At 35.4% G+C, this 11,852-nt stretch carries 15 protein-coding genes; 1 reads left to right on the top strand and 14 read right to left on the bottom strand.

Annotated features, from left to right (window positions below; all coding sequences use genetic code 11):
* Positions 1–279: 279 nt before the first annotated feature.
* From HWX04_RS05080 to HWX04_RS05020, 13 genes are all read right to left on the bottom strand, one after another.
* The gene (locus tag HWX04_RS05080; RefSeq protein ID WP_175869115.1) at positions 280–1,059 is read right to left on the bottom strand and encodes a TrbJ/VirB5 family protein; all 780 of its coding nucleotides are present in this window, start codon (positions 1,057–1,059) and stop codon (positions 280–282) included.
* Positions 1,056–3,527, bottom strand: a complete 2,472-nt coding sequence (locus HWX04_RS05075) for a VirB4 family type IV secretion/conjugal transfer ATPase (protein ID WP_175869114.1) — start codon at positions 3,525–3,527, stop codon at positions 1,056–1,058. Before HWX04_RS05075 ends, HWX04_RS05080 begins: the two co-directional genes overlap by 4 nt.
* A gap of 2 nt (positions 3,528–3,529) precedes the next feature.
* Positions 3,530–3,838: a VirB3 family type IV secretion system protein gene (locus HWX04_RS05070; protein WP_175869113.1), complete on the bottom strand. Its 309-nt coding sequence runs from the start codon at positions 3,836–3,838 to the stop codon at positions 3,530–3,532.
* 12 nt (positions 3,839–3,850) lie between these two features.
* Positions 3,851–4,162 carry a conjugal transfer protein gene (locus tag HWX04_RS05065; RefSeq protein WP_175869112.1) on the bottom strand — a complete coding sequence of 104 codons (312 nt, stop codon included), beginning with the start codon at positions 4,160–4,162 and terminating at the stop codon, positions 3,851–3,853.
* 119 nt (positions 4,163–4,281) lie between these two features.
* Entirely contained in the window at positions 4,282–4,611 is a 330-nt protein-coding gene (gene trwL / locus HWX04_RS05060) for a VirB2 family type IV secretion system major pilin TrwL (protein ID WP_175869111.1), read from the bottom strand.
* Positions 4,612–4,744: 133 nt separating this feature from the next.
* Positions 4,745–5,068 carry a VirB2 family type IV secretion system major pilin TrwL gene (gene trwL, locus HWX04_RS05055; protein ID WP_175869110.1) on the bottom strand — a complete coding sequence of 108 codons (324 nt, stop codon included), beginning with the start codon at positions 5,066–5,068 and terminating at the stop codon, positions 4,745–4,747.
* 134 nt (positions 5,069–5,202) lie between these two features.
* Positions 5,203–5,529, bottom strand: a complete 327-nt coding sequence (trwL, locus tag HWX04_RS05050; RefSeq protein ID WP_175869109.1) for a VirB2 family type IV secretion system major pilin TrwL — start codon at positions 5,527–5,529, stop codon at positions 5,203–5,205.
* A gap of 135 nt (positions 5,530–5,664) precedes the next feature.
* Positions 5,665–5,988 (bottom strand): VirB2 family type IV secretion system major pilin TrwL, encoded by a 324-nt coding sequence (gene trwL / locus HWX04_RS05045; RefSeq protein WP_175869108.1) that lies wholly within the window; start codon positions 5,986–5,988, stop codon positions 5,665–5,667.
* Between the two features lie 134 nt (positions 5,989–6,122).
* Positions 6,123–6,449 (bottom strand): VirB2 family type IV secretion system major pilin TrwL, encoded by a 327-nt coding sequence (gene trwL, locus HWX04_RS05040; protein ID WP_175869107.1) that lies wholly within the window; start codon positions 6,447–6,449, stop codon positions 6,123–6,125.
* Between the two features lie 140 nt (positions 6,450–6,589).
* A complete protein-coding gene (gene trwL, locus HWX04_RS05035; protein WP_175869106.1) occupies positions 6,590–6,907 on the bottom strand; it encodes a VirB2 family type IV secretion system major pilin TrwL in 318 nt (105 codons plus the stop codon).
* Positions 6,873–7,169 carry a KorA family transcriptional regulator gene (gene korA, locus HWX04_RS05030; RefSeq protein WP_175869105.1) on the bottom strand — a complete coding sequence of 99 codons (297 nt, stop codon included), beginning with the start codon at positions 7,167–7,169 and terminating at the stop codon, positions 6,873–6,875. The genes trwL (HWX04_RS05035) and korA overlap by 35 nt, the downstream gene beginning before the upstream one ends.
* A 126-nt stretch (positions 7,170–7,295) precedes the next feature.
* Positions 7,296–7,940 (bottom strand): lysozyme family protein, encoded by a 645-nt coding sequence (locus tag HWX04_RS05025; protein WP_175869104.1) that lies wholly within the window; start codon positions 7,938–7,940, stop codon positions 7,296–7,298.
* Positions 7,940–8,554, bottom strand: a complete 615-nt coding sequence (locus HWX04_RS05020; protein WP_175869103.1) for a hypothetical protein — start codon at positions 8,552–8,554, stop codon at positions 7,940–7,942. The genes HWX04_RS05025 and HWX04_RS05020 overlap by 1 nt, the downstream gene beginning before the upstream one ends.
* 128 nt (positions 8,555–8,682) lie before the next feature.
* Here HWX04_RS05020 and HWX04_RS05015 point away from each other — a divergent pair, with 128 nt between their 5' ends.
* Positions 8,683–8,970, top strand: a complete 288-nt coding sequence (locus tag HWX04_RS05015) for an H-NS histone family protein (RefSeq protein ID WP_175869102.1) — start codon at positions 8,683–8,685, stop codon at positions 8,968–8,970.
* A gap of 925 nt (positions 8,971–9,895) precedes the next feature.
* Here HWX04_RS05015 and HWX04_RS05010 read toward each other — a convergent pair.
* Positions 9,896–11,173: a ubiquinone biosynthesis hydroxylase gene (locus HWX04_RS05010; RefSeq protein ID WP_175869101.1), complete on the bottom strand. Its 1,278-nt coding sequence runs from the start codon at positions 11,171–11,173 to the stop codon at positions 9,896–9,898.
* Positions 11,174–11,852: the final 679 nt, after the last annotated feature.

Genomic DNA, 11,852 nt, shown 5'->3' with positions numbered 1-11,852 from the left:
ATACGTTTTTGTTACCTGATCAATTTTATCGAAAAGTTGCGTGAACATAATAAAGTTCATGGCATTCCTCTTTAACGAATAGTCAAATTTTTATCATCTTGAGACACAGATATATGCTAAAGGCTTCCTTTGCATTTATACATTACTTAAGTCGTTTCACCACGATTATCATGACTTTGATAAAATCCTCTCTGCTTCTCTAACTCTTCCGATGAGCACTAAATCCTGTAAATCAGCTTTTGTTTTCATGAAAAGAGCAAGAAGACGTTGTAAAGAGTTTTATCGGATAAATCTTATAGTAGGCATTTTTGTGTTTTGGCTGCTCAAAATTTTTATGTTATGTTTGTTCTTCTGCTGTTTGATAAGTGTATGTTCAGCGTTGCGTAAATGTGTAACCATTTGTAGTTTTGCTGTTTCATTTTGGAGCATGGCGAGCATTCCAATTATATTTGCTTGTAACTCAGCAATACTTTTTAGATCTTTTGTTGTCTTTATTTCGTTTAATAGTTCTTCAATTTGCTGAAAACGATTGTTTGCATTTTGCAAACTCTTTAGACTTACAGCTTTATCAATAATGCTTGCATATTGAATACGCTTGCCAATAGAACTGCGCGATTCATGAGCAGAGACAGAAATTTCTTCTTCTTTTAAAATATTTTCAAGTGATGTAGATAGAGCAGAAGATGCATTTCTATTGTAAAGTGTCTCTGGATCTTTGAGAAAAAAACTGCTATCACTCGATTGTGTATTTTTAAGTTTTTTAGCGTCAAACTTCTGACTTCCTGTTATAGATGCATGTATTTTCTTTGTTTCCTCAAGTTGCTTTTTTAAGAGGTCGATAACAGGTGTAACAGGTACCGGTTTATTTTGTTTTGGAGGGGAGGGAGTTTTCTTTGGGGAGGGTGTTGAAGATGAACTGCCAAACCAATTAAAATTGGGCCAGTTTTTTGGAATTGATGCTCCTAAATCTGCTGCACCAGCACCCCAAATCCCAGCTATTGCTGGGTTTGAGAGTCCTAAGGTGACTGCTACTGTTATTGAAATGACCTGTTTTTTCATGTTTCCCTCCTGTCATTTTTGGCATGTTGTAAAAAAATCGGTAACCATATTGCTGGATCATCACCAACTTCTGCGATAATGCTTTCGACTAATTCTGCGTTATCTGGTGTACCTGATAACACTAAGAGCTCATCACTGAAGTCGTGTTTGATAGTTTCTCCGTTGCTTTTCACATGAAATTTACCGAGATTCAGTTCTGCGAGTGCAGATTGATCACCCTGCTTAATGAGGAATTGGCGACTAAATTCACCAAGCCCTTTAACGAGTTCAAATTCGGTATCTGTTAGTTTAAAGCCTTTTGTATAATCTTCATAATTTGCTTTGGGGTTGGCTAGGAAAATGTAAGTTGCACATTGTTGAATGAGTGTTTTGGCAATATTACTTTCCAAAGCATCGCTAGGCTCTTGTGTTGCGTAAACAAAAATACCATTTTGTTTACGGATAGTCTTTTGTTTATTTTTTGCTAAATCTTCAAAATATGGATCTTGCAAAGGCTTCCAAAACTCATCAAAAATATACATGAATCGCTGTCCGCTAATCATACCTTCTGTACGATAAAGCAGATACATCATCACTGGAGTACGCGTTTCCAAATTATCTAAGAACTCTGTGATATCAAAGCCGTAAATTTGATGGGTTGAAAGATCAAGAGCATCATGAGGATTATCAAATAACCATCCATAATCACCTCCTTCACACCATTTCAGTAAACGAGCGTGAACAGATGGGGGTGCGTTATAATCACTTAAACGCGGATTTGGTAAGAATTGCACCAGAAAAGACAAACGACGCAGCGATGGGTCAATGTTACTGCTCATAACAGACATAACAGCTTTATCAATTTCTTCCTCGTCGCGATGTGTAATTTCACCACCAGCTTCTGCTAACTTTTTAACAAATTGTTTCAAAAAAATCAGATTGTCTTGTGTTGGAGGAAGTTTAAATGGATTAAAACCACTTGATCTTCCTGCTTTGAATGTTAGATATTTTCCTCCCATCGCTCGAATAGCAATTTCCATGCCGCGATCTTTATCAAAAACAACAGTTGTTGGTTTAAATTTTTGTGCTTGTGCTAACAAAAAGCCGAGCAATACAGTTTTACCAGATCCGGATTGTCCGATAAGTGCGGTATTACCAAGCAATCGCTTGTCAGTTGAATCTTCTTCAAGTTTGGAGGCATGAAAATTGAAATAAAGTGGTGTTTTACTGGTTGTTTTAAGAATTGTAACCGCTGATCCCCATGGATTTCCAGTAGGTTTTCCTGACATAAAATTATGAAAAGAGGAAAATGATAAAAAGTTTAGTGATGTAATTGGAGCGGGACGGGGTCTCCACTTCCAGTTTCCAGGTAGTTGTGCCCAATAGCCAGCTTCTATCGCTAAATCTACAGGTTTGGGTAATACCGCAACATCTAATAGTGCTGCACTTGCTTTAGCCATATGGTCGCGGACTTGTTGAATTGTATCACCATATATGGTCAATGTACAATGATGTTCTCCCATGGCAAAATGCCCACTGATAAGCTGGTTGAGTGCTTCATCAATTTGCGCAATTTGACTTGTTGCCACGTCACGCGCATCAATAAGATTACGCTGATGCCGTTGCAAATAGTCTTTAGCAGCATGACGAGAGAGCACCGAAAAGCTCTGCGTCAATATGAACTCGAAGTCACTTTCCAGCAAAGCATTCAGTTGCCCTGGTTTAGTTGTTGCATCGTATTCTTTAATTTCTAACATTCCAAATCGACGTATTCCACTCGTTGTGCGCAGTTCACCAAGAGCACCCCATTTTGAGAAAAATGGACGATTGATCGCCATATAGTCAGAAAAACGATCATAGCAAATTGGCATAGGACGATATTCGCCATTGACAAGCATTCCAAGGAATTCAAGTGCAGAAGAATAAACATGTCCATTTTTTTCATAAACACCAAGAAGTTCTACACCATAACGCTTTAAGGATTGGCCTAAAGTACGATTGACGTCATTGAGTTCTTTGATACATGTATCTTGTCGCATCTTTTTTTGATCAAGCGTTTCACGCTCATGCTTAGAAAAGAACGACATAATTTTGTCTGCTATCGGTTGGAAAATGACAGTCAGATACAGATCATTGACCATCAAATTATAATCAGCAAAGCTTTGCCGATATTTTTCATCAAGCTGATAGCAAAACATCTGATCAAATGTTGAATCAGGATATTCATAAACACGACGGCGCACGATATGTGTCCAAAATGATAAATTGGCCGATGCAATACCCCGTAGAGTATTGTTAAGATCTTTTGTCCATTGAAAAATATCTTCTTCGGAAGCGCTTTGATGCGAACGTCCGTCAATTTTCCAAATTGACAAATATTCCGCATTCTTAGTAGAGATAATCGTATCTGTAATATGATGTGAATAGGGCAAGAACAAGCTTACAGGCGTCTCTGATGCAAGACGTTTGCTGCTTTCAACAGCTGTCATGTTTATCTCCTTTTACTATAATCAGAGGGACTATAACTTGATGCGCCCCAAAAACCTTTATTGCGATTGCGAAATTTAGTATCGATCCATAACCACCAGATACGAAATGCTTTATCATCATTTTTAGTAATTTGCACCATAATGAACCATAACGGTGGCGCCATAATCCACAAAAAGATACTTACTGTCATAGCAATAACAGCTACCCCCATAACCATAACAATAAATGGCATCATGGGTACCCCCCAGATTGTTGGAACACGCGTTGCTCCTTTAAATAGGGGGAATTCTTTTTTTTCTTGTGATTTCATGAGGTGCTCTTGTCAATGGAGATGGAATAATATGTGGCTAATATAGAAGGCTGCACCAGCAATAATGACACTGAATGCCCATCGCATAAATGTAGCTCTAGCGATGATGCGAAATATATAAATAAGCAAAAGAAATGAAAGAATAATGGCAGCAACGATAGGAACAAGTATACTTAATCCATATTGCATACCCATGAAAACATCTAAGCTCTTTGTTTCTGTTTGAGCATATGCAGATTCAGACCCCAAGAACATCATTGAAGTGACAACAATGACTCGAATCTTATTACATATTTTTACCTGAAGTGTATTTAATTGTTTCATATCTTTTATCCCCTTTTAATTAAAGTTGCTATAAAATAATATTCCTTTTCTTCAATATGACTACATTATTACTGGTATACACCTATAATTGATGAAAGTTAAAAACACTATGTATTATACTAATTTACGGCTTGACCTGCAAATAATAATTTAGCAAATTGCGCAGCTGATCCCGCAATAACAACACCTACTGACCAACGTACAAATGTATCCTTTCCGATATAGCGTCCTGCATAACCAATTGCTAAGCACAAAAGTATAACAGCAGCAGCAATAGGAATAATCAGATTTAAATCTTTTTGGAGTTTATCTAAAGCTGATTCTGCATGTTTTAAATACGTTGCTGATTGAGCATACCCAGCATGCGTCATAAAAAACACAGTTAAAGCTGCAGAAAATGCAGCAATTTTATTATTATTTTTTGATTGTAAGTTAATTAATTTTTTCATATTTCTCTCACTAAGATTTTAAACAATATTTCAATATATTTTAAGTATGAATGAAATTATGATTGTCTTGTTTACAATTAATGTATAAATTCTACTTCTATAAGATATTTTTATTATCCTGCCATAGTGAACTTTAACTAGCTGTACCGCTGAATAAAAGACTAGCGAGTTGGGCTGCTGATCCCGCAATAACAACGCCTACAGACCAACGTACAAATGTATCCTTCCCGATATAGCGTCCTGCATAACCAATTGCTAAGCACAACAGTATAACAGCAGCAGCAATAGGGATAATTATCTTTAAGTCTGTTTGGAGCCCAGTTAAAGCTGTTTCTGCATGTCCTAAATATGTCGCTTTAGCATATACAGGATTATTCATAGAAAGAACAATCAAAGCTGCAGAAAATGCAGCAATTTTATTATTGCTTTTTGATTGGAAATTAATTAATTTTTGCATATTACTCTCATTAAGATTTTAAATAATATTTCATATATTTTCAATATAAATAAAACTATTATTTTCTAATTTACAATTAAAAGATAGATTTTACTTATCTATAATATATTTTTATTATATTGTCATAGTAAATTTTAAGCAGAAACTGCACCTTTGAATAAAAGACTAGCGAGTTGGGCTGCTGATCCAGCGATAACAACGCCTACAGACCAACGTACAAAGGTATCCTTTCCGATATAGCGTCCTGCATAACCAATTGCTAAGCACAACAGTATAACAGCAGCAGCAATAGGGATAATCAGCTTTAAGTCATCTCTGAGCTTCTCTAAAGCTGTTTCTGCATGTCCTAAATATGTCGCTTTAGCATATACAGGATTATTCATAGAAAGAACAATCAAAGCTGCAGAAAATGCAGCAATTTTATTATTATTTTTTGATTGTAAGTTAATTAATTTTTTCATATTTCTCGCACTAAGATTTTAAACAATATTTCATATATTTTTAATACAAATGAAACTATTGTTAGCTTGTTTACAGTTAATGGGTAACTTTTACTTAATCTATAAAATATTTTTATTATACTGCCATAGTGAACTTTAACCAGCTGTACCTTTGAATAAGAGACTAGCGAGTTGAGCTGCTGATCCAGCGATAACAACGCCTACTGACCAACGTACAAATGTATCCTTCCCGATATAGCGTCCTGCATAACCAATTGCTAAGCACAACAGTATAACAGCAGCAGCAATAGGGATAATTATCTTTAAGTCTGTCTGGAGCCCAGTTAAAGCTGTATTCGCATGTTTTAAATATTGTGGGGTAGCATACACAGGACGCGTCATAAAAAATACAGTTAGAGCTGCAGAAAATGCAGCAATTTTATTATTGCTTTTTGATTGGAAATTAATTAATTTTTGCATATTACTCTCATTAAGATTTTAAATAATATTTCATATATTTTCAATATAAATAAAACTATTATTTTCTAATTTACAATTAAAAGATAGATTTTACTTATCTATAAAATATTTTTATTATACTGCCATAGTGAACTTTAACCAGCTGCACCTTTGAATAAAAGATTAGCGAGTTGGGCTGCTGATCCAGCGATAACAACGCCTACAGACCAACGTACAAAGGTATCCTTTCCGATATAGCGTCCTGCATAACCAATTGCTAAGCACAAAAGTATAACAGCAGCAGCAATAGGAATAATCAGATTTAAATCTTTTTGGAGTTTCTCTAAAGCATCTTTTCCATGTTTTAAATACGTTGCTGATTGAGCATACCCAGCATGCGTCATAAAAAACGCAGTTAAAGCTGCAGAAAATGCAGCAATTTTATTATCATTTTTTGATTGTAAATTAATTAATTTTCGCATATTTCTCTCACTAAAATTCTAAATAATATTTCATATATTTTTAATACAAATGAAACTATTGTTAGCTTGTTTACAGTTAATGGGTAACTTTTACTTAATCTATAAAATATTTTTATTATATTACTATAGTGAATTTTAGGTTATGCCGTTTGGAATAAAATCTTAACAAGTTCAGCAGCTGATCCCGCAATGACAACGCCTACTGACCAACGTACAAAGGTATCCTTTCCGATATAGCGTCCTGCATAACCAATTGCTAAGCACAACAGTATAATAGCAGCAGCAATAGGGACAATTATCTTTAAGTCTGTCTGGAGTTTGTCTAAAGCATCTTTTCCATGTTTTAAATACGTTGCTGCTTGAGCATACACAGGATGCGTCATAAAAAACGCAGTTAAAGCTGCAGAAAATGCAGCAATTTTATTACGAGTTGTTGTGTGAATATTTAATTGTTTCATGTTCTTTATCCTGATTAAGATTAAAACTCCCACAAATGACCCCTCTTTCATGAAGAAACTTAAAGAGATATTTTGGATCAGCCCAAGTTCTTAGTTTTCCTCTTTGTGTAAGTAATGTATATTTATTAGGTTTTCCGGTGATTGGATCATCGGCAACAAACGTAAAATACCATTCTCTTTCTGAACGCATCACGATTGTAATTTCACGTGCTGCTCTCTGATTAAATGCTATGTCCACGCTGTTTTGTTCTATCATTTTCATGTTTTTGCCCTCAATTAGAAGAGATCTTGTTCAATCTTACTAATTAGAGCTTTAATATTTCCTTATCTAGCTTTCATTATATCATCCTATAAAAATTTTAGTTTTCATTTATGAAAATACCAATCACTACTCAAGCTGCTTTGTTGATGAAGAAGAATCTTCCTTGGCAAAAGCATCACGACTGCTACTCTCTTTGTGCGCAAACGCATCTTCTAATTCCTCTGAAGAAAGAGGAAGAGAATTGGCTTTAGTTGCTTGTCCTAGCTCTTCTTTTTTAAGCCTTACAGGCTCTTGAAAATCTTTATCTCTTCGTTCAGCAACTTTTACTCCGATATATGAAGGGACTATCTGCGTATCGGTATCATTGCTTAAGTTTTCAGTGCTGTAAAAACTTAGCATAGACTGCAATGTTACCTTTTCAAAGATACACTCTGATGTTGTTTGTTCATAACGGTAAGCTAAAGTGCTTGGTACAGGTATAAGATTTCTGCAAGAGTTGAATGCCTCAAAAAGAGAAAACCATTTCACATTTTCAACATTGATTTGCTCAAAAATTGCGTCAAAATTATGTTTATTTTGTTTGAACTGTTTAGTTGTTACGATTTCTTTGTTTTCTTCTCTAAGCAGAGATAATTGACGGAATAATTTATCATTATTACCTGCTGTATAAATATTATTCCGTGCTTCTTGTTCGATGAGAGTAGAAAATACTGGAGGAGGGGTATCGTATATGTGCGCAGCAGCAAACATTGTGAGATCTGGAATAATCATCAGCAATACACCTTATTATGAAGAATTTGATTGACACAAATGTCCATACCGTTTGGCGCTTTTTGTTGCTGTCTCTTGATTTTATAAATTTGTAAAACAGAATTGTTTAGCTTAGAATATTCTTTGTGGTTATCACTTTTTTCTTTTCTGAGAAGATTTGTAATATGTATGAATAACCAAGAAATAAGATCAATGTGTGCCATAAAACAGGGCAGACCACACCAACTGATATTATTGGGATGACGGAAAAAGATATGACTTTTAAGCAATAATGATCTTTGGGACATTTTTGAAATTGCTTGTTTTATATAATTTCCTCGTTGCATAAAAAAATTTAAAGAACATTTATACCACGTGAAAATCTCTTGTACTTTAGGGTATTGCTTATTTTTATAATGAATTACGCCGCCATTATAGGGAGAGGGCTTGTTCTTTGTGGCATATTGCCATAGTTTATAAAGTGGCGATTTATATTTACTTGTGACACCTGATTCATGAGAGTCAGGGAGGTGTGATGCTGTTTGCGCACTGCATTTTCTAATTTCAGAAACTAAACTGAAAAGGGATGCAATGGTGGAAGCTGAGACACAAATAAGCAGTTCTTTGTAGTACAAAACACATCTCCGTCAAAGTGATATATGTATCGTAGTTTTAATTTTGATAATAAATAAACAAAAATTGTCTATAATTGTGTTTAAAATATGGCAAAAGACAATTCTTTTTTGCAAGGGGAGTAATTAAGGTGAATGATCTCAAAAATATGAATTTTGATGAACTACAAGAGATGCGTGCACAAATTGATGTGGAATTAAAAAAACGGCAAGCAAAGGAAAAGCAAAATGCGCGGCGAAAAATTCTTGAAATTGCTAATACCCATGGAATTGATATAGCTGATCTTGTGAGTAAAGAGCGTCATTATAGAAATCCCAATAACCAATGGGAATTATGGAATGGGCGTGGACGGAGACCTAAGTGGATTAAAGAGTGGTTGGAGAATGGATATACACTGGATGAACTCGAAGTCACATAACAACAGAAGTAGCATAACACATGTGCAGTATTGATAAGGCAAGGGAATACCAAAAGTATAAATATGAAAAGTAGACTCTTTTTACTCATTTGATTGTATAAAAATGATGAATGGATGTATTAACCTGTTGAGTTTCAAATAAAATTGTAGAAAATACGAACAAATGTATTTAAATGCCAAAGGTATTGTTGTCATAAGCTGATAAGCATAATGATGATGCCAGCTTAAAATTTTATAATTGCTTTTGGCATTTGAGAAAGGGGGACACTTTACCTCTTTTTTGTAGTTTTATTTAACGTTGCTCTTTTTAGTCTATGCAAATAAATGGTTTTATTGATTCTTTACAAAAAGGGTTAAAAACAGAAGAATTGATGGCATAAACAGAACGCTAACACCGTTGTTATATTTGCCAGCCCCAATGTTGTGACAGTTCTTGGTATTGGAGACGGTTCATGAAAAAGCATTTTTAGTCCTTTCTTCAACAGTTTTAGCCACATGGCTCGGTCCGCTTGTGACGTGCAAAGGGTGATTTTGATTGCTTCAACAGGAGAGAAATTAGAAATGAGGGCATTTTACGAGCTTCAGCTCTCTCATTCAACATGAGAACAATGAAGTATTCATTATAAGTCAAAGTTTGTCTGATAAAAGAAAGTCTTGCTTATTTTGTTGTGCCGTGAAAGAGCGTTATTTGAAGTATGATAAGATCGCTTTCATGATATGTTTTTTCAGTGTGTGGTGAATATCCTTAAAGTATGGCTTGCTTGCTTTGCTTTATGGTAAATGTAATACGGGAGAGGGAAGTCAAGGATAAGCTTCTTGACAAGATCCGGACTGTTTAGAGATCAGATTGAATAGGCATTTTTGTTCTTTGCGGGAGAGGAAAAAAGCCAAAGATTGTAAAAAGTGAAAGGATATGAATTTTTACTTAAAGTGGGAGACCGTTTAGGAGACGGGGCGCATTTGGGGTAAGGCCAGCAGCTTCTTGAATAAAATACTTTTTTATTTTTGGCGCTTGATTGACGATTCCAAGACCGGTATCGCGAAGCATTCGTAAGAGAAGGCTATCGTTAGAAAAGAGTTTATTAAGCCAATCATTGCTTAAAGCCATACGGACAATTTCAAAACGTCTCCAGCTTTGATAGCGCTTTAAAGCGGTGAGAGAACCAATGTCAAGACCTAATCGTGCTGTTTCAATAATTACTTCAGCAAGGGCAGCGCTATCGCGTAATCCTAAATTGAGTCCTTGCCCTGCAATAGGGTGGATAGTATGGGCAGCATCTCCAATGAGGGCAAAACGGGGCTTAATACATTGACGTGTTAAAGAAAGCTTTAGGGGAAAAGCTTGACGTTCGCCATTCCAAGAGAGTTTTCCTAATCGATGACCAATGCGTCTTTCGAGCTCTGTTTCAAAAATAAGTGCATCAGCTTTGAGATAATATTGCGCCATTTTATGGTCTTCATTCCATACAATGGCGGATCGATTACCTTTGAGAGGGAGGAGAGCGAAAGGTCCGGCAGGTAAAAAATGTTGAATTGCTTGACCATTATGGGGTTTTTCATGTTCAACTGTGCAGATGATGGCTGTTTGTTTATAGGGGTGAGAAAAGTTTTTAAGACCAGCTTTTTGGCGTAATTTAGAATGGGCGCCATTGGCGGCAATAAGCAATTTTGTTTGCCAAACCTCTTCATTATTTAAAGTGACAGTTGTGTATTGGTCTTCTTGATGAAAATCAATGACACGTGTGTTTGTGATAACAGGGATATTGAGATCTTTGACGCGTTTTTTTAAAGTATTGTTGAGTTCTCTATGTTCTATCATCGTTGCAAAGGGCTCACCGGGCGTAATGTCGCCTTCAAAGGTTAAGAGAGTGGGTTTAACAGGATCATTTGTGCTTGTATCTGTGATGATCATTGAATGAATGGGTTGCGCATAGGGTTCGATAGAGTCCCAACATTGTAATTGTTTTAACATACGAACAGCAGCAGCAGCAAGCGCAATGGTTCGTGTGTTAGAAGCAGGAATATCTCTCTCTGGAGCAGCATCAACGATTTTTATTTTCAGACTAGGGGCTGTTTGCTTGAGTGCTATTGCGAGTGTTAGACCGACAGCCGCCCCCCCTGCAATGAGAAGATCACATTGTTTGATTTTATTAGATTTTATTTTTTTATTGGGTTTTATATCTTTGTGGTGATTATAATACACAATAGTTCTTCCATTATTTACGGGGCTTTTTCCATTGTTTAAAGTTTGCTTGCTGTTAAAAGAATATTTTTCTTTAAAATTGTCTACAATATTTTAATTTTTATTTTTCTTTCTGCTTTACAAAGATAAGACTTCTCTTTGGACGAGATATCTTTTTTTGGGCAATCTGATGACAGATTAGTGTTTTAGAGCTCTTTTACTTTACTTGTGTAACTCACTTTACAGATTTATCGGTTCAACCTTTTTTGAATGTCCTCTTCAACTCTTTTTACACTTGGTTGATAGAAAAGAAAACTAAAATTAAATAAAGATGGGTGTGTATTTTTTTATTTGTATGAATGTTCTTTAAGAGGCTTGTTCTGAAGGGGTACATTGAGGATGATAAATAAGGAAAATTGTGTTCATTTGTGATGGTTAAAACGGTATTAATATTTTACTGTTACCATACCTTCTGTTTAGGAGGGTGAGAGGGCTTATCGTAAACTTTATAACTCATGTAAAACTTTACACATGAAGTGTTTTTTTGTTGTTCGTGCAATAAATATTTTAGGGTATGATTGTTTTTGTGCTTTATAAGGGATTGTCCTTTAGGATGATGGTCTATGAACGATATGAAGTGCGAAGAAGTTAGAACGCACGAGGTTAATAAGTTGGATTGTTGACAGATGATTGTTTTCAG

It is taken from the genome of Bartonella gabonensis, assembly GCF_903679515.1.
Lineage (GTDB): Bacteria > Pseudomonadota > Alphaproteobacteria > Rhizobiales > Rhizobiaceae > Bartonella > Bartonella gabonensis.
Note: the sequence above shows the minus strand (reverse complement) of the source record. Positions and strands in the feature narration are given on the sequence as shown.

Excerpts from the sequence above, each read along its gene's own strand:
- HWX04_RS05080 (WP_175869115.1), bottom strand. The coding sequence starts at position 1,059 with ATGAAAAAACAGGTCATTTCAATAACAGTAGCAGTCACCTTAGGACTC.
- HWX04_RS05075 (WP_175869114.1), bottom strand. The coding sequence starts at position 3,527 with ATGACAGCTGTTGAAAGCAGCAAACGTCTTGCATCAGAGACGCCTGTA.
- HWX04_RS05070 (WP_175869113.1), bottom strand. The coding sequence starts at position 3,838 with ATGAAATCACAAGAAAAAAAAGAATTCCCCCTATTTAAAGGAGCAACG.
- HWX04_RS05065 (WP_175869112.1), bottom strand. The coding sequence starts at position 4,162 with ATGAAACAATTAAATACACTTCAGGTAAAAATATGTAATAAGATTCGA.
- trwL (WP_175869111.1), bottom strand. The coding sequence starts at position 4,611 with ATGAAAAAATTAATTAACTTACAATCAAAAAATAATAATAAAATTGCT.
- trwL (WP_175869110.1), bottom strand. The coding sequence starts at position 5,068 with ATGCAAAAATTAATTAATTTCCAATCAAAAAGCAATAATAAAATTGCT.
- trwL (WP_175869109.1), bottom strand. The coding sequence starts at position 5,529 with ATGAAAAAATTAATTAACTTACAATCAAAAAATAATAATAAAATTGCT.
- trwL (WP_175869108.1), bottom strand. The coding sequence starts at position 5,988 with ATGCAAAAATTAATTAATTTCCAATCAAAAAGCAATAATAAAATTGCT.
- trwL (WP_175869107.1), bottom strand. The coding sequence starts at position 6,449 with ATGCGAAAATTAATTAATTTACAATCAAAAAATGATAATAAAATTGCT.
- trwL (WP_175869106.1), bottom strand. The coding sequence starts at position 6,907 with ATGAAACAATTAAATATTCACACAACAACTCGTAATAAAATTGCTGCA.
- korA (WP_175869105.1), bottom strand. The coding sequence starts at position 7,169 with ATGAAAATGATAGAACAAAACAGCGTGGACATAGCATTTAATCAGAGA.
- HWX04_RS05025 (WP_175869104.1), bottom strand. The coding sequence starts at position 7,940 with ATGATTATTCCAGATCTCACAATGTTTGCTGCTGCGCACATATACGAT.